A 16092-nucleotide genomic window follows, 5' to 3' on the forward strand; every position below is an offset into this window, starting at 1 on the left:
TCTCAACCCTTGGGTACAAGCGCCAGCGCGCGAATGGGGCTGCCGGTGCCGTTCTCGATCTTCAAAGGGGCGGCGATCAGCACTGCACCCTTGGCCGGAAGTTTCGAAAGGTTCGCAAGAGACGCGAGGCCAAAGCAATTGTCACGGTGCAGCAGGTTGTGGGCAGGGAAAGGCGGTTCCATCCCGCCGGCCTGTCCGGCGTCGGTTCCGATGCATTGCGTGCCCCATCCAACGATCTTCTTGCCAAGCAGGTATTCGATGGCTTCGGGTGTCGGTCCGGGGCTGTGTGGCCCATTGTCGTCCGCGTTCAGGAACCGGGCCTCATCATCTGCACGTGCATCCCAATCGGTGCGCATCACCACCCATTCGCCTGCCTTGATCTCTCCGTGCTCTTTCTCCCAGGCCTTGATGTGGTCAACAGTCAGCAGGAAGTCCTCGTTTTCTGCCGATTCCGCTGAACAGTCGATGACATTGACCGGCGCGATCAGGCGCTGCACGTCCAGCTTGTCCGTATAGCCGTCCTTGTGATCCTTGCCGGTGATCCAGTGGTGCGGCGCGTCGAAATGGGTGCCTGTATGCTCGCCCAGAACCATCCAGTTCCAGGCAAAGAACGGGCCGTCGCTGTCGTATTCGGAAATCTTGTGAATTTCGACTTTGGGCGTGTTCTTGGCAAAATCCGGCGGCAATTGCAGGATCGGGGTATTCGGCCCCAGAACACCTGTGCAATCAACCACCTCAACACCGCCGGAGGCCAGCATCGCCCCCAGATTGCTTACAACATCCGTCGCATTCATTTGATCGTCTCCCTGGATCTGCGTGATTGGCTTCACGCTAAAGTAGATGAATCAATGCTAGACAAAATTACATGCGTTTGCAATTATCTTATGCAAGGAGCTTGAAGCGCATGACGCAGAATCCCGACGCTATTATCATCGGCGCAGGACACAACAGTCTTGCCTGTGCGTGCCATCTTGCGTCGCGTGGCTGGAAAGTCGCCGTCTACGAACAAAACGCCGAACCCGGTGGCGCGGTGAAGACCGGTGAATACACTTTGCCGGGCTTTCGTCACGATTGGGCGGCGATGAACCTGTCGCTTTTTGCCGGGTCTTCCTTTCACCGGCAGCACGGCACGGAACTGGCGAAACACGGGCTCGCCTTTGCGCCCACGGCCAACCCGTTTGCCAGCCTGTTCCCTGATGGCAGGTGGTTGGGCGTGTCCAATGACGCGGCACTGACGACCGCTCGGATACGCGGGTTTTCCGAAGCCGATGCCCGTGAATGGACCCGACTGACAGAGAGCTTTCCCGCCGACGCAGAAGCGATTTTCGCTGTGTTGGGCAGCCCGATGAACATGCGGGCGCTGGGCACCCTTGCAGGCAAGACATTGTGGCGGCGTGGCACGGCAGGGTCACTTGATCTGGCGCGGTTCCTGACGATGTCGCCGCGCGCCTGGCTGGATCAGACGTTTGAAAGCGATCACGTCAAGGCGACTTTGGCTGCCTGGGGCATGCATCTGGATTTTGCCCCCGATATCGCGGGCGGGGCTGTCTTTCCCTATCTGGAGGCGATGGCAGGTCAGGCCTTTGGCATGGTGCTGGGGCAGGGTGGTGCCAGTACGATCACCAGCGCCATGGTCGCCATGATCGAAGCGCGCGGCGGCTCGGTACATTGCGGCACGGCTGTCAGCAGCATTGAACACATTGCCGGGCGGGCGATCGGGATCACACTGTCGGATGGCAAAGTGGTTCGGGCGGAAAAGGCGGTGATTGCCAATGTGTCGCCGCGCGGTTTGATGAAATTGACCGGTGGAACAGGGGACCCGCGCCACGCGCGCGCGATGGAGAAATTCCAGCATGCGCCGGGGACCATGATGATCCATCTGGCCATGGACAGGTTGCCGAACTGGCCCGCCGCTGAATTGAAACGCTTTGCCTATGTTCATCTGGCACCCTCAATGGACCAGATGGCGCGAACCTATGCGCAGGCCCTGGCCGGATTGCTGCCGGACGAACCGGTGATCGTCTGTGGTCAGCCCACGGTAGTTGACCCGTCGCGTGCGCCGGACGGAAAGCATATCCTCTGGCTCCAGGTGCGTATGGCACCGGGCCAGATAAAAGGGGACGCGACGGGCACCATTGATGCCAGAAACTGGCAGGATGCCGCAGAACCCTTTGCGGAACGCGCATTGGATATTCTGGAGCGATACGCACCCGGCACCCGCAAGAACATCATCGGACAACATGTGGTAACCCCGCAGATGTTCGAGGCCGACAATCCCAACCTCGTGGGGGGCGATCAGGTCTGCGGCAGCCATCATCTTCACCAGCATTTCATGAACCGTCCCGCGCGTGGCTATGCCGACGGGACGACGCCGATCAGAAATCTTTATCACACCGGTGCTGCAGTCTGGCCCGGTGGCGGCACAGGGGCGGGGCCCGGCACCCTTCTGGCCAGAAAACTTGCCGGAAACTAAAAAATTGAAAAACAGGGGAATAACAATGGCACTTTCAAGAAGAAGCTTGCTCAAGACTTCGGCGGCAGCCGCCGCTTTTGCAACGGTCGGCCTGCCCAGCTTTGCGCAGGAAATCGACGAACTGGTGATCGCTTATAACGTAAACCTGCCCAGCTGGGACCCGACCGTCGGGCCATCTGCGGTCAACCCGACCATCCAGGGTTTCTATCAATCGGTTTTCGATCTTTTCATCCATCAGAACCCCGACCTGTCCTTCGGGTCCGGTCTGATCACCGACTGGGGCTGGAACGAGGACAATACAAAACTGTGGATGGATGTGCGCGAGGGCGTGACCTGGCACAATGGCGATCCTTTCACCGCCGAGGATGTGGCATGGTCGCTGCAACGGGCCGCAAATCCGGAAACCGGCAACCCGATCCAGTTCATCTGGGGCAAGGTTGAAAACATCACCGCCGAAGGCAATCGCGTGACGGCCGACGTCAAGGAATTTGAACCGACCTTCTTCAAGTGGATGAGCTTTCTCACGGGCTATGTCCTGCCCAAGAAATATTACGAGGAAGTGGGCGCAGAAGGGTTCGAGGCAGCGCCGATAGGCACCGGCCCCTACATAGTGGAAAAATTCGAACGCAACGCTTTTGTCCGTCTGAAAGCCAATGAAAACTATTGGGGTGGTGCGCCGGAGTTCAAGACGGTGACGATCAAGTTCGTGACCGATGCAGCCAGCCGCGTCGCCGAGATTGAATCCGGGAATTCCCATGTGACGCTCGAAGTGCCTTATGAAGAGTTTGACCGGCTGAAGGCCAAGGACGGCATCAATGGTGTGGCAGAGCCGATTTCGGACATCGGCATGATCTTCCTCAATGACATTGAAGTCATGACGGACCCGAACGTCCGCAAGGCCGCAGCGCATGCCATCGACAAAACCCTGATCATCGACCGGCTGCTGTCGGGCTACGGCATTCCGATCGACACGCTGCAGACGCCGGATTACACGGCCTATGATGAAACCATCAAGGTTCCTTATGATCCGGAACTGTCAAAGAAACTGTTGGCTGACAGCGGCTATGGCCCCGACAACCCGGTCAAGTTCAAAATCCAGACCACCAAGGGGTTCAAACCCAAGGATTACGAGATGATCCAGGCCATTGTCGGGCTGTGGCGTCGTGTCGGGATCGAGGCGGAGATTGAGGTCTACGAGATCGCCAAGCATTACGAGTTGCGAGCCGCTGACACGCTGGCGCCTGCGGCCTTTTACAACTGGGGCAACTCCATTGGTGATCCGGCGACATCGACAGGCCACGCCATGTTCGGCCCCTCACCGCACTCGGTCTGGGACGGGCAGGAAACTTTCGACGCGATCCTGCCGCTCTGGGGAGAGGCTGATGAAGCCAAGCGCATCGAAGGCTGGAAAGCAGTTGATCGCATGATCGCCGAAAACGCCGAGGTGATCCCCCTGCTGCAGTATCTACAGCCGATCCTCTCTGTGTCGGGAGTCAATGTAACCCCGCACCGGTCGGGCGCACTGTTGCCGCACCTGATGACCCGGGCCTGAAGTTTCTTCCTGACGGGCGGGACCACGTTGGTGGCCCCGCCCCTTTTTCCGGGGTCGTATGACACTCTTACGGACAATTGCCTTGCGGTTGCTTACCACGGTCATCACGCTGTTCGGCGTGGCCGTGATCGTTTTTGTCGTCATTCGGGTTGTGCCCGGAAACCCGATTGCGATGATGTTGCCGCCAGGGGCGACGGATGCCGACATCGCACGTTTGCAGGCGCAATACGGTTTCGACAAATCCATCTTTGACCAGTTTCTGATCTGGCTCAGCGGCGTCTTGCAGGGCGATTTCGGCACCTCCATTTCCTTGCGCCAGCCGGTTTCGCGCCTTGTGCTCAACCGTCTTCCGGCGACGCTCGAACTTTCCATCATGGCGCTGCTGATGGCAGTACTGATGGGCGGGGCGTTGGCCCTGTTCGGCACGCGGTTCCGCGACGGCAAGACCGAAGGTGTGGTCGATGTGACGGCGGGCATGGCGCTTTCGATTCCTGATTTCCTCTGGGGGCTGGTGCTGATCCTGCTTTTCGGGGTGCTTTGGCCGGTGTTTCACATATCGGGGCGCATTTCGCCCGCTCTCAATGTCGATTTCACCACCAACTTTTACCTGTTCGAGGCCATCGCGCGGCTGCGTTTCGATGTGATGGCCGACCTTGCCGCGCATATGTTCATGCCTGCGCTGGCTTTGGCGATCCCGCTGGCGGCGATCATTTCACAACTGCTCAAGCAATCGCTGAAGGAAACCATGCATCTGGATTACGTGACCCTGGCCAGAACCAAAGGGTATGGCGAAAACCACGTCATCACCCGCGAAGCCTTGCCAAATGCAATTCTGCCAACGCTGACACTGGTTGGCGTGCAGTTCACTTTTCTAATCGGCGGCACCGTGATCATCGAGCGCCTGTTCAGCTATGAGGGGTTGGGCAATATGGCGATTGATGCGGTGATCAACCGCGATCTGCCCTTGATACAGGGCATCGTGATCCTGTTCGCATTGCTGTTCACCATCGTGAACCTTGCGGTCGACATGTTGTATGTCGTGTTGAACCCAAGGTTGCGTCATGCGTGACGCGCGGGGAGATATGCGCCGCCCTGTGGGTTTGCGGCTGTGGCTGTCCGGGGGGTGGCTGACCCTGTTGGTCGCGGGTGCGATATTCGCGCCCTGGATCGCGCCCAAGGATCCGTTGATGCAGGATCTGTTCCTGGGGCGGTTGCCGCCATTTTGGGAAAGCGGGACGGAGCCGGGCTTCTGGCTTGGCACGGATTCCCTCGGCCGGGATGTGCTGTCACGGATGCTTTACGGTGCGCGGCTGGCGCTGGTGGTCGCGCTGGTTGCCGGCACGCTGACTTGCATCATCGGCGCGGCGCTGGGCCTGATTGCGGGATATTACCGGGGCTGGCCGGACCGGATCATCAGCCGGTTCGTGGACATCTGGATGGCCTTTCCACCGGTGCTTTTTGCCATTCTGCTGATTGCGGTGCTGGGACCGGGGCTGTGGTCGATCATCATCGCCATTGTCGTGATTGACTGGACCCGTTTTGCCCGCGTGATCCGGGCCGAAGCAATGACCCAGGGTGCGATGGATTACGTCGCCTCCGCCCAGGTGGCGGGGCGCAAGAGGTTTGGCACCATGCTGACGGAAATCCTGCCGAATGTCCTGCCGACCATCGTCGTGTTGCTGACCCTGGAAATGGGGATTGCCGTGATCGTCGAGGCGATCCTGTCTTTTGTGAACCTGTCGATCTCAACCGACAGTCCGACATGGGGCGGCATGATCGCAGAAGGGCGCACATCGGTACATCAGGCCTGGTGGGTTCTGGTGTTTCCCCTGATCGCCCTGTTCCTGACGGTGCTCAGTTTCTCGCAATTGGGCGAAGGGTTGAAAGACCGCTTTGATCCGGTGCTGCGATGAACGGTTTCCTGTCGATCCGCAACCTTACGGTCCGGCTGAAGAACGGCAGCCCGATCCTGCGGTCGGTGTCGCTGGATGTCGCCGCCGGACAGGTGCATGGGTTGGTCGGTGAATCAGGAGCGGGTAAATCCATGATTGGCAAGGCCGTGTTAGGGACGCTGCCGCGCGCGTTGAGCGTGACAGGCGGTGAAATCTGGCTGGACGGCACGAACCTGATGTCCTTGTCCCCGACGGAACGGCGCAGGCGCATCGGGGCCACGGCAGCGCTGATCCCGCAGGACCCGCTGACCGCGCTGAATCCGTCGAAACGGATCGGACCGCAGATTACACGCCGATTGGTCGATATCCTGGGCTGGTCGCGGCAGGACGCGCAGGACCGCGCGCTGGAATTGCTGGGAGAGGTCCATATCCCCGACCCCGCGCGCGTGATGCGGAATTACCCGCATGAACTGTCGGGGGGCATGCGGCAGCGCATCCTGATTGCGTCGGCCTTTGCCGCAGAGCCGCGCCTGATTATTGCCGACGAGCCGACAACCGCGCTTGATGTCACTGTACAGAAACAGATCTTGCGCCTGATCGCGGATATGCAGACCCGCCACGGAACCGCGCTGCTGTTTGTGACCCATGACCTCGGCGTGGTGTCGAAAGTCTGCGATACGCTGAGTGTTCTTTATGCCGGAAAAGTGGTGGAAGACGCCCGGATGCATCGTTTCTTCATGCGCCCGATCCATCCCTATTCGGCGGCCTTGCTGGCCGCGACGCCAACCTATACCGATCCGACAGGCAGCCTGACCCCCGTGTCACAGGCTGTCATCGACGGGGTGGAGGCCGAAGTGGCCCAGCATGACGCGAGGCGTGCGCAATGATGTACCAGATCAAGGATCTGCATCTGTCCCTGCCGGACATGACCCGAAAGCCCTTGTTAGGGCCTGCACCGCGTATCGAGATCCTGAAAGGGCTGACATTCGACGTGCCCGAGGGGGCCGTGGTGGGCATTGTCGGCGGGTCCGGTTCTGGCAAGTCGACCCTGGGCCGCGCCATGCTGCGGTTGTTGGAACCGACCGGCGGCGAAATCGTCTTTGACGGACAGACCATCACACATCTGAGCGAGAATGCCCTGCGGCCCCTGCGTCGCCGCTTCCAGATGATTTTCCAGGACCCGATGTCATCGCTGAACCCGCGCCGCCGGGTGGGCGGGATCATCGCGGGGCCCTTGCGCCTGCACGGGTTCGAAGGGGTTTCAGCCCGCGTGGATGAAGCATTGGATATGGTGGGCCTGCCGCGCCACTTTTCCCGCCGTTTTCCGCATGAATTGTCAGGTGGACAGCGCCAGCGCGTGGGGATCGCGCGGGCCATTGCGCTGCGGCCCGATTTCATCCTGGCCGATGAAATCGTCTCGGGCCTTGATGTGTCGTCGCAGGCGCAGGTTCTGAACCTGCTTGGGGAACTCGTGCGTGAGCTGGGCCTGACGCTGGCCTTCATCAGTCACGACCTGTCCGTCATCCGGCGCCTGTGCAGCCGGGTGGTCGTCCTGCACCAGGGTGTTATCGTCGAACAGGCAGATACAGCGACGTTGTTCGATGCACCCAAAGCGCGTTATACGCAGGAACTATTGCAGGCCATCCCCTTGCCAGACCCTTTCCAGAAATGGTTGTGATCATGCCAGCTTTCCCCCTTTTTCCCTTTATAGAGACTGAATATGACCACTGATCCCGCTTATTTCCTGTATCATTCGATCGGACAATATCCGGGCAAGGCAGAGGAGATGGCCGCTGCGCTGAAGGGCTTTGCCCAGGACTGGGGCCGTCATGACGATGCGCAATGGCCCAAGGTGCTGACCGCACGCGCCGAATTTCTGGACCTTTGGCGCAATCTGATAGCCGCGCCGGAGGATACGCTGACCTCGGCCGAGAATGTGACAACCGCGCTGTTTTCGGTTCTGGGTGGTTTGCCCGGTGAATGCCTGCGGGGCAGGCGGGTTCTGGTTGGGGCGGATTGCTTTCCATCGCTGCATTTCCTGCTGAACGGGATGGCGGAGCGTTTGGGATATACGCTTGAAACCGTGCCGATCCGGCAAGGCGAATTTTGGGTCAGGGACGAGGATATGATCGCATCCTGGGGGCCTGACGTTGGGCTGGCGCTGCTGACATTCGTCACCTCAACGGCGTCGCACCGCTGCGATCTTGCGGCGCTCAGCGCCCATGGCGCGCGCATGGGCACCGTCGTCGGGGTCGATCTGACGCAGGGCATTGGCATACTGCCCTTTTCGCTGGCTGAAACGCCGGTTGATTTTGTGGTTTCGACCTCTCTCAAATGGCTGTGTGGCACGCCGGGTGCCGGTATCATCCAGATGCACAAGGATCTGATCGCCCGGTGCCAACCGGAGTTGCGCGGCTGGTTTTCTCAGGACAATCCGTTTTCCTGGGATCTTGACGGGTTTGAATATGCGCCCGACGCGCGGCGGTTTGAACATGGGACACCTTCGGTGATGGCCTGCGTCGGGTCGGTGCCGGCGCTGAAATGGCACGCCGGTCAAGCCGGATTGCTGGATCACAACCGCATCTTGACGCGGCAGGTGATCGCATGCGCGAAAGAGGCGGGACTGCCCCTTGCCAGCCCGGAAAACGAGAACCGCAGGGGTGGCTCGGTGATGTTGCAATTGCCCGGTGAAAGTGATCCTGTTGGGATTGTAGACGGGCTGCGTGCCAAGTCTGTCCATGTTGACGCCAGAGGACGGATATTGCGCATTTCACCCGGAACAGTGACTGACGACACCCATGTCATGCGCCTGTTCGAAGGCTTGGCAGCGTTGATCTGAGACAGGGATGTGCCGATGCGTATCGCGATGTGGTCCGGGCCGCGCAATCTGAGCACGGCAATGATGTACAGCTTTGGCGCAAGGGCCGATTTCACCGTCATGGACGAGCCGTTTTATGCGGCTTACCTGATCCGGTCCGAATTGGACCACCCGATGCGGGACGAGATCATCGCCAACCACGAAAGAGATCCTGAAAAGGTATCGGTGGCCTGTTCCCAGGACGGATCGCCGCATCGTTACATGAAACACATGCCGCATCACATGTTGCCGGGGATGCCGATGGGTTGGGCCGAGGGATGCGTGCACGTCCACCTACTGCGCCATCCGGCGCGGGTGATCGCAAGCTATGCCGCCAAACGCGAGGCCCCGACGCTGGAAGACATCGGATTTGCCCAACAGGCGCGTCTTTACGACAGGATCGGCGGATTTGTGATCGACAGCACCGATATTCGTGCCAATCCGGAGAAGGCGCTGCGCGGTCTCTGTGCTGCCATTGATCTGCCGTTTGATCCTGCAATGTTGGAATGGCCAGCAGGACCACGGGCAGAGGACGGTGTTTGGGCCAGTCATTGGTACGGCGCAGTGCATCAGAGTACAGGATTTGCCGGGGCAGAGGGGCCGCTGCCGGATCTGGACCCGGCCAGTGCCGCATTGGCCGAACAAGCCATGCCGCATTATGAAAAATTGTGGGAGCAGAGGCTCGGAAGATAAAATCCAAATTCTTTGAAACTTAATTCTCTCCCCTTGCGTGAGTGCTGCATCACCAAAAAGGGAGATACCGATGAAGTACGTAACTAGTTCAATTATCGCGCTGACGTTGAGCGCCGGCGTTGCCTTCGCTGCGGCACATGCAACTCCAATGGTCGAAGCTGCTGACCAGGATGTGTCCAACGGCGTCGTCAGCGCCGAAAAGGTTGTCGCGGGTGAAAATGGCTGGCTGGTTGTGCACCGCACCGATGCCGACATGAAACCCGGCCCCGTCGTGGGCTATGCGCCGCTGCGCAGTGGCGAAAACATGGATGTTGCGGCAATCCTGCAGGAAGAAGTGAAATCCGGCGAGATGCTGATGCTCATGGTTCACGCCGAACAGGGCGGCATGAAAACCGGCGTATTCGAATATACGCTGGGTGCCACCGAAGACGGCCCGATCAAGCCGGATGGCAATCTGGTGATGAAGGTCGTGACGGCCAAGTAATACCGCTCACCTACAGCGTCCCGCCTTTAACCTGATACACTCCGTATCGCCGATGTCCCGAGAGCGCGAAGCGCGGCAGGGTATCGGCGATACAAGTTTAAGGCGGGACGTTTTAACGAATTTTTTTGACGAGTGACCGGCCCGGATCGCAAGATCCGGGCCTTTTTCGTTTCTGGCGATGGCGTTGGGGGCGCTGCCCCCAAACCCCCGGGAATATTTACGGCCTTATGTATCAAACGCACCATATCAGTGCGAAGTAATTGGAGTTGAGAAATGACTCCACAAAAACACAAGTGTCCTGCATGCTCATTCACATGTGGAAACCTAAACTTAAGACATGGGCTGACAAGTTCTTTTGGGCCGTTGTGGGCCTTGCTAGTATATCTTGTATATCCCTCATCGCTAGAATTGCATGGGTTATTACAGGGATCAACATCGAGCGTTGGGCAGAGTCCCAGGGCATTGATGATACTCTTGCAGAAGCGTGGCCACAGCTAATGGCTTGGTTTGTAGAAAACAGCGTCTGGCTGTCTGTTAGCACATCTTTCCTCATCGGTGCCGCGCTAGCGCTTTTTATATATCGACGGCTTGTACCAATGGACCGCCTTAATCTCCGACAGCCAGAAGAGATAAGGAAAATAGGAAGTGCTAGCGCGTTGCTGGCGCAAGACATGTTGCGTTTCCTTGAGAGGAGGGCGATTGAAAACACACATAGAAGGGAAGAAGAGAGAAAATCAGCCAAAAAATCAGGGATGAGAGATACGTGGGAAGCTGACAGAGATTTTGAATCTGTGACCAGCTCGCAATTCTTCTCACAATTCGGCCCCCAAACACTGCGTATCTTAGCGGTTTTGGATCAATCAGGCATTAAACTTCCGCATCACATTCTTTCGATGGGACGCTACGCACGCCCAGAAGGGATTGTTCAAGTTTTGGCAGTATTCGGCGAGTACTTGAAAAACGGTGAACTGGAGGAGGCCATAGCCCTGTCACATGACAGAAACTTTATGTGGCAAATACAGCATTAGATATGCAGCTGACTTACCCCTATTTTTGACAGGCAATGAAAAAGAAAAGCTGCGCTGAACTTTCCTCGTGACAGCTTGTTGCGCACATTTGGCTCTTTATCTCCAATCATTTCGGCAAGTTGGGCGTAAGTCACACCTTGCCGCTTTAGTTCAGCCTTCAAGATATTGGCCGCTTTGGCTTCCCAGTCGCTTTGGCTTGGCATGTCGTCACTCCATAGATGATAAAAGCATCATATATGTGATATTTGCCATTGTAAACGGGATCTATACGTACTATATTTGTGATATAGGTAATCACAGAGAGTACAATGGCCCAGCATTTCCTTCTTTCGGCAGGATCACGCACACTTAGCCTTCGCAGCATCTACAAAGCGGGCGAAGATGCGGCGTATCAGACGTTTTGCGAAATGCGCTGGCCTGAGACAGATGGCGAAGCGGTTTGCCCGTGCTGCGGCTTTGATGAGGCGTACAAGATCACCACGCGGCGCAAGTTCAAGTGCAAGGCCTGTCACCACCAGTTCAGCGTCACCAGCGGCACTATCTTCGCCAGCCGCAAGATGGACTTCGTGGACCTGCTGGCCGCGATCTGCATCATCGTGAACGCCTCCAAGGGTGTGAGCATGGTGCAGCTTTCCCGAGATCTGGACTGTCAGTACAAGACAGCCTTCGTGCTGGCTCACAAGCTGCGCGAAGCAATGGCGATGGAAGTCCACACTGGCGAAGTGCTGGAAGGACACGTTGAGATTGATGGCGCATACTTCGGCGGTCATATCCGCCCTGAGAACGCCAAGGCAGACCGCAAGGACCGCCGCTTGAAAGAACACCAGACAGGAAAGCGCCGCGTTGTTATCGTGATGCGTGAGCGCGCTGGCCGGACCCTGCCAACAGTTGCCATGAACGAAGGCGAAGGCGTTGCGCTGGCGCAAGAGAATGTCAGCCGCACGGCCACCATGTCAGCAGACGAGGCAAGCCATTGGGATATGCTCCACGCTGGCTGGAATGTTGACCGCGTAAACCACTCCGAGATTTACAGCGACCACGGCAAGCACACCAACATGGCGGAAAGCTTCTTTAGCCGCCTGCGCCGCATGGTCGAGGGCCAGCACCACCACGTTAGCCCCCAGTACCTGCATCAGTACGCAAACCACGCTGCATGGCTGGAAGACAACCGCCGCACCGACAACGGTACGTTGGCGCAGATCGTGGTCAGCAACGCGATGGGCGCACCCGTGAGTCGGAACTGGAAGGGCTACTGGCAGCGGGCGGCTTAAAAGCTGTTTGCACAAAATAGTGCGCATCTATAAGACGAGAATCGGAACACAAACGTAGTACGCGGCGTTAGTACAACATCAAGGGACTAATGCGACGTTGGGACACAAAATAGTCAGAATCATTGCTATTTTGTGCAACGTGCGCATATCCTGATTGAACCTAATGTGGAGAATATAATGGCATATAGAGCGAAACAGCCCGCGCCGAACGGTAGCAAAGTGCAGTTTCCGCCTGAAGCCTGCGGCGATTTTGACGTGGTTGCGGTCGAAAAGATCGAAGCATGGCGGAATAAGCTGAACGAGCGCTTTGGCATCGGCCAAGGCAAATTGAGAGTTGTGCAAGAGGTGGTATGTAACGATTGATCGTGTCTGCGAATTGGGAAAAGCACCCACCAGCAATCTACTCTTTAGTAACAGGATTTTTTCCGGAGACGTCGCCCAAAGACACTTGGGCAACAAACCCTAGGCCGTTGCTGGTATGCGGTACCGCATCAAACGACGAGGGTATGCACTTTTGTCGGATTGCGTACGGCACGACAAAGCATCTTGATAAAGCCCACGACGATGACTTTGTCGTGGGCAACTTATCTATGCTCAACCGCCTCGGCCTGAAGAATCCAACCCGGTTCGTTATCAATTCAGGCGCACAGATGGTCATTATGCCTTGGATATCGGAGTTTTTTCAGCCTTGGGAAGGTTACGATAGTCCTGTTCTGTGTGTGTTGCCTGACGACATACAGAGGTTTGCTGGCTTCGTCATGAGCAGACTAGATGATCTGCCTCAGTTCTAAGAAGAGCCCCCAATAATCCGCCAAAATTTTACTTCCCTAACTACCTGCCCGCGATGCTTCATATTCGCCAACGCCTGCCCTGTGCGCTTGTACGCCACGTCATAGGGCAACTCAGGACGCCTAGCCGCCACAACAGCCACAATATCCGGCAACGGCTTAGGGCCATCCCTGAGCGCGCCCATTATCATTAGCGACATGTGACCACGCTTTGCCACGTCACCACGTTTGGCGGGCAGCACAGCGGGCATGTGGACGCCACGCAGGGCCAGCAGGGCTTCAACCTGTGCTAAGCCCTCGCGCCGTTCTCGAATTGTCAGCTTACGTAGCGCTAGTAGCGCGTTATCTATGGATCGTTCCTGCATGGCCCTATTGTGATTCACATGGGCGCAGGATTCAGCTAGATTGTTGGTGCGTTTGATACATAAGGCCGAATATTTACGGCCAAAAAGAACGGGGGCCGCTCAGCCCTTCATGCGCTTGTCGCGGGCGGCCAGCAGCTTCAGGCGCAGCGCATTGAGCTGGATGAATCCTGCGGCATCTTTCTGGTCATAGGCGCCTGCGTCATCCTCGAAAGTCACATGTGCCTCTGAATAGAGCGAGTGATCGGACCAGCGGCCCACGGTGCGTGCGTGACCCTTGTAGAGTTTCAGGCGCACGGTGCCGGTGACATGGGTCTGGCTGGCGTCGATGGCGGCCTGCAACATGCTGCGTTCGGGGCTGAACCAGAAACCATTGTAGATCAGTTCGGCATAGCGGGGCATCAACTCGTCCTTGAGGTGCATGGCCCCCCGGTCGAGCGTGATGGATTCAATGCCGCGATGCGCCTCAAGCAGCAGGGTGCCACCGGGGGTTTCATAGATACCACGGGATTTCATGCCGACAAAACGGCCCTCAACCAGGTCAAGGCGACCGCAGCCGTGTTTCCCGCCCAACTCGTTGAGCTTGGTCAGGATCGTGGCGGGCGACATCGCCTCGCCGTTGATGCTGACTGCATCGCCGCGTTCAAAGCCGATTTCGACGTATTCCGGCGTATCGGGGGCCTTTTCAGGATCAACCGTGCGCTGGTAGACATACTCGGGCGCGTCGATGGCCGGGTCTTCCAGCACCTTGCCCTCGGAGGAGGTGTGCAGCAGGTTGGCATCCACGCTGAAGGGGGCCTCCCCGCGCTTGTCCTTGGCGACGGGGATCTGGTTCTTTTCGGCAAACTCCAGCAGCTTGGTGCGGCTCGACAGATCCCATTCGCGCCAGGGGGCGATGACCTTGATATCCGGGTTCAGGGCATAGGCTGCCAGTTCAAACCGTACCTGGTCGTTGCCCTTGCCGGTCGCACCGTGGGCCACGGCATCGGCCCCGGTTTCGGCGGCAATTTCCACCAGACGTTTGGAGATCAGCGGGCGGGCGATGGAGGTGCCCAGCAGGTACAGCCCTTCGTAGACCGCATTGGCGCGGAACATCGGAAAGACGAAGTCGCGCACGAATTCCTCGCGCACGTCCTCGACGTAAATCTCGGAAGCGCCCATCATCTCGGCCTTCTTGCGGGCGGGTTCCAGTTCTTCCCCCTGACCGAGGTCGGCGGTGAAGGTCACGACCTCGCAGCCGTATTCGGTTTGCAGCCACTTGAGGATGATCGAGGTATCAAGGCCGCCGGAGTAGGCGAGCACGACTTTCTTGGGCGCGGACATGGATGGTTCCTTTCTGACTTGGATCGCGGGGTATCCGGTTTTGCGATCACGGGCAAGATCAGCTTGCCGCGTTGACCTGTGCGGCCCGCGCGCCTATCGAGTTTGAACGCAAGCTGGGGACAGGTGGTATGACAGAGAATTTTCAGGCAATGGCCACACTGGCGACAGCCAAGATGCGGCAGGTGTTTCCTGCCACGCCGCTTTTGCGCAATGAACTGCTGTCGGAGCGGTTCGGGGCGGACATCTGGCTCAAACGCGAAGACCTGAGCCCGGTCCGGTCCTACAAGCTGCGTGGGGCTTTCAACGCGATGCGGAAGGTGATTCCCGACCAGCAGCTTTTTGTCTGCGCCTCTGCGGGCAATCATGCGCAGGGCGTCGCTTTCATGTGCCGTTATTTCAATGTGCGCGGCGTCATCTTCATGCCGGTGACGACACCTGAGCAAAAGATACTGAAGACGCGGATGTTTGGTGGTGATGCGGTCGAGGTGAAACTCGTTGGGGATTATTTCGACAAGACGCTGACCGCGGCACAGCAGTTCTGCGCGCAGGAGGGGGCGCATTTTCTGTCTCCCTTTGACGATGAGGACGTGATCGAGGGACAAGCCTCTGTCGCCGTCGAGATCGAACAGGAATTGGGTCGCGCGCCGGATCACATCATCCTGCCGGTCGGCGGGGGCGGTCTGTCTGCGGGAACGCGCAGCTATTTCGGCAATGATTGCACCTATACCTTCGTCGAACCATCTGGCGCGAAAAGCCTTGCCGCCGCCCTGGCCGAGGGCAAGCCGGTGGATGTGTCGCCGATCAATTCCTTTGTCGACGGCGCTGCGGTTGCCAAGATCGGCGCACGCACCTTTGCCCGTCTGGCAGGTGTGTCGCCGGATGACGTGATCGACCTGCCAGAGGACCGCATTTGTCAGACCATTGTTGAAATGCTGAACGTCGAGGGGATCGTGCTGGAACCCGCAGGTGCCATGGCGATCGAGGCGCTGGACGATGTGGCAGAACAGATCAGGGGAAAGACCGTCGTTTGTATCACATCCGGCGGCAATTTCGATTTCGAGCGGTTGCCGGAGGTCAAGGAACGCGCGCAGCGCTACGCGGGGCTGAAGAAGTATTTCATCCTGCGTCTGCCGCAGCGTCCCGGTGCCCTGCGGGATTTTCTGGACCGGCTTGGTCCGGCAGACAACATCACCCGGTTTGAGTACATGAAGAAATCGGCGCGCAACTTCGGCTCTGTTCTGATCGGGATAGAGACTGACGCGCCCCAGAATTTTCCCGCCATGTTTCGGCGGATCGAAGAGGCCGGGTTCACATATACCGACATCACCAATGACGATACACTGGCGCAATTCGTGATCTGAGGGGAGAG

General features: G+C 58.1%; 16 protein-coding genes. 13 read left to right on the forward strand and 3 right to left on the reverse strand.

Features of this window, described 5'->3' with window-relative positions:
- Positions 1-2: 2 nt before the first annotated feature.
- Positions 3-794: a cyclase family protein gene (locus A8B82_RS22095; protein WP_067297526.1), complete on the reverse strand. Its 792-nt coding sequence runs from the start codon at positions 792-794 to the stop codon at positions 3-5.
- 110 nt (positions 795-904) lie between these two features.
- On the opposite strand from A8B82_RS22095, the gene A8B82_RS22100 reads away from it, so the two are divergent.
- The 10 genes from A8B82_RS22100 (at position 905) to A8B82_RS22145 (ending at position 10979) form a co-directional block, all read left to right on the forward strand.
- Positions 905-2473: a phytoene desaturase family protein gene (locus tag A8B82_RS22100; RefSeq protein WP_067297529.1), complete on the forward strand. Its 1569-nt coding sequence runs from the start codon at positions 905-907 to the stop codon at positions 2471-2473.
- A 25-nt stretch (positions 2474-2498) separates the two neighbouring features.
- Positions 2499-4025: an ABC transporter substrate-binding protein gene (locus tag A8B82_RS22105; RefSeq protein WP_067297532.1), complete on the forward strand. Its 1527-nt coding sequence runs from the start codon at positions 2499-2501 to the stop codon at positions 4023-4025.
- A gap of 58 nt (positions 4026-4083) precedes the next feature.
- Positions 4084-5094 (forward strand): ABC transporter permease, encoded by a 1011-nt coding sequence (locus A8B82_RS22110; protein ID WP_067297534.1) that lies wholly within the window; start codon positions 4084-4086, stop codon positions 5092-5094.
- The gene (locus A8B82_RS22115; protein ID WP_067297537.1) at positions 5087-5938 is read left to right on the forward strand and encodes an ABC transporter permease; all 852 of its coding nucleotides are present in this window, start codon (positions 5087-5089) and stop codon (positions 5936-5938) included. The genes A8B82_RS22110 and A8B82_RS22115 overlap by 8 nt, the downstream gene beginning before the upstream one ends.
- Positions 5935-6804, forward strand: a complete 870-nt coding sequence (locus A8B82_RS22120; protein WP_067297540.1) for an ABC transporter ATP-binding protein — start codon at positions 5935-5937, stop codon at positions 6802-6804. The genes A8B82_RS22115 and A8B82_RS22120 overlap by 4 nt, the downstream gene beginning before the upstream one ends.
- Positions 6801-7595, forward strand: coding sequence for an ATP-binding cassette domain-containing protein (locus tag A8B82_RS22125; RefSeq protein WP_235604778.1), 795 nt, complete (start codon positions 6801-6803; stop codon positions 7593-7595). Before A8B82_RS22120 ends, A8B82_RS22125 begins: the two co-directional genes overlap by 4 nt.
- A gap of 42 nt (positions 7596-7637) precedes the next feature.
- The gene (locus A8B82_RS22130; protein ID WP_067297545.1) at positions 7638-8756 is read left to right on the forward strand and encodes an aminotransferase class V-fold PLP-dependent enzyme; all 1119 of its coding nucleotides are present in this window, start codon (positions 7638-7640) and stop codon (positions 8754-8756) included.
- A 15-nt stretch (positions 8757-8771) separates the two neighbouring features.
- On the forward strand, positions 8772-9467 hold the full coding sequence (locus tag A8B82_RS22135) for a branched-chain amino acid aminotransferase (RefSeq protein ID WP_067297549.1): 696 nt from the start codon (positions 8772-8774) through the stop codon (positions 9465-9467).
- Positions 9468-9537: 70 nt separating this feature from the next.
- A complete protein-coding gene (locus tag A8B82_RS22140; protein WP_067297552.1) occupies positions 9538-9951 on the forward strand; it encodes a DUF7282 domain-containing protein in 414 nt (137 codons plus the stop codon).
- 302 nt (positions 9952-10253) lie between these two features.
- Positions 10254-10979, forward strand: coding sequence for a hypothetical protein (locus tag A8B82_RS22145; protein WP_067297555.1), 726 nt, complete (start codon positions 10254-10256; stop codon positions 10977-10979).
- Here the strand turns inward: A8B82_RS22145 and A8B82_RS22150 are convergent.
- Positions 10976-11182, reverse strand: a complete 207-nt coding sequence (locus tag A8B82_RS22150; RefSeq protein ID WP_067297558.1) for a DUF6471 domain-containing protein — start codon at positions 11180-11182, stop codon at positions 10976-10978. The genes A8B82_RS22145 and A8B82_RS22150 overlap by 4 nt on opposite strands.
- A gap of 105 nt (positions 11183-11287) precedes the next feature.
- Here A8B82_RS22150 and A8B82_RS22155 point away from each other — a divergent pair, with 105 nt between their 5' ends.
- Positions 11288-12250: an IS1595 family transposase gene (locus tag A8B82_RS22155; protein WP_067297561.1), complete on the forward strand. Its 963-nt coding sequence runs from the start codon at positions 11288-11290 to the stop codon at positions 12248-12250.
- A gap of 177 nt (positions 12251-12427) precedes the next feature.
- On the forward strand, positions 12428-12613 hold the full coding sequence (locus tag A8B82_RS22160; RefSeq protein WP_138069851.1) for a hypothetical protein: 186 nt from the start codon (positions 12428-12430) through the stop codon (positions 12611-12613).
- Positions 12614-13502: 889 nt separating this feature from the next.
- On the opposite strand, the gene A8B82_RS22175 is transcribed toward A8B82_RS22160, so the two are convergent.
- Positions 13503-14723: an argininosuccinate synthase gene (locus A8B82_RS22175; RefSeq protein WP_067297572.1), complete on the reverse strand. Its 1221-nt coding sequence runs from the start codon at positions 14721-14723 to the stop codon at positions 13503-13505.
- A gap of 128 nt (positions 14724-14851) precedes the next feature.
- Between A8B82_RS22175 and ilvA the strand changes: the two genes are divergently transcribed.
- A complete protein-coding gene (gene ilvA / locus A8B82_RS22180; protein WP_067298136.1) occupies positions 14852-16084 on the forward strand; it encodes a threonine ammonia-lyase IlvA in 1233 nt (410 codons plus the stop codon).
- Positions 16085-16092 lie beyond the last annotated feature (8 nt).

Source organism: Sulfitobacter sp. EhC04 (assembly GCF_001650875.1).
Lineage (GTDB): Bacteria > Pseudomonadota > Alphaproteobacteria > Rhodobacterales > Rhodobacteraceae > Sulfitobacter.

Excerpts from the sequence above, each read along its gene's own strand:
- A8B82_RS22150 (WP_067297558.1), bottom strand. The coding sequence starts at position 11,182 with ATGCCAAGCCAAAGCGACTGGGAAGCCAAAGCGGCCAATATCTTGAAG.
- A8B82_RS22155 (WP_067297561.1), top strand. The coding sequence starts at position 11,288 with ATGGCCCAGCATTTCCTTCTTTCGGCAGGATCACGCACACTTAGCCTT.
- A8B82_RS22095 (WP_067297526.1), bottom strand. The coding sequence starts at position 794 with ATGAATGCGACGGATGTTGTAAGCAATCTGGGGGCGATGCTGGCCTCC.
- A8B82_RS22125 (WP_235604778.1), top strand. The coding sequence starts at position 6,801 with ATGATGTACCAGATCAAGGATCTGCATCTGTCCCTGCCGGACATGACC.
- A8B82_RS22145 (WP_067297555.1), top strand. The coding sequence starts at position 10,254 with ATGCTCATTCACATGTGGAAACCTAAACTTAAGACATGGGCTGACAAG.
- A8B82_RS22135 (WP_067297549.1), top strand. The coding sequence starts at position 8,772 with ATGCGTATCGCGATGTGGTCCGGGCCGCGCAATCTGAGCACGGCAATG.
- A8B82_RS22175 (WP_067297572.1), bottom strand. The coding sequence starts at position 14,723 with ATGTCCGCGCCCAAGAAAGTCGTGCTCGCCTACTCCGGCGGCCTTGAT.
- A8B82_RS22140 (WP_067297552.1), top strand. The coding sequence starts at position 9,538 with ATGAAGTACGTAACTAGTTCAATTATCGCGCTGACGTTGAGCGCCGGC.
- A8B82_RS22160 (WP_138069851.1), top strand. The coding sequence starts at position 12,428 with ATGGCATATAGAGCGAAACAGCCCGCGCCGAACGGTAGCAAAGTGCAG.
- A8B82_RS22115 (WP_067297537.1), top strand. The coding sequence starts at position 5,087 with ATGCGTGACGCGCGGGGAGATATGCGCCGCCCTGTGGGTTTGCGGCTG.
- A8B82_RS22100 (WP_067297529.1), top strand. The coding sequence starts at position 905 with ATGACGCAGAATCCCGACGCTATTATCATCGGCGCAGGACACAACAGT.
- A8B82_RS22130 (WP_067297545.1), top strand. The coding sequence starts at position 7,638 with ATGACCACTGATCCCGCTTATTTCCTGTATCATTCGATCGGACAATAT.
- A8B82_RS22110 (WP_067297534.1), top strand. The coding sequence starts at position 4,084 with ATGACACTCTTACGGACAATTGCCTTGCGGTTGCTTACCACGGTCATC.
- ilvA (WP_067298136.1), top strand. The coding sequence starts at position 14,852 with ATGACAGAGAATTTTCAGGCAATGGCCACACTGGCGACAGCCAAGATG.
- A8B82_RS22120 (WP_067297540.1), top strand. The coding sequence starts at position 5,935 with ATGAACGGTTTCCTGTCGATCCGCAACCTTACGGTCCGGCTGAAGAAC.
- A8B82_RS22105 (WP_067297532.1), top strand. The coding sequence starts at position 2,499 with ATGGCACTTTCAAGAAGAAGCTTGCTCAAGACTTCGGCGGCAGCCGCC.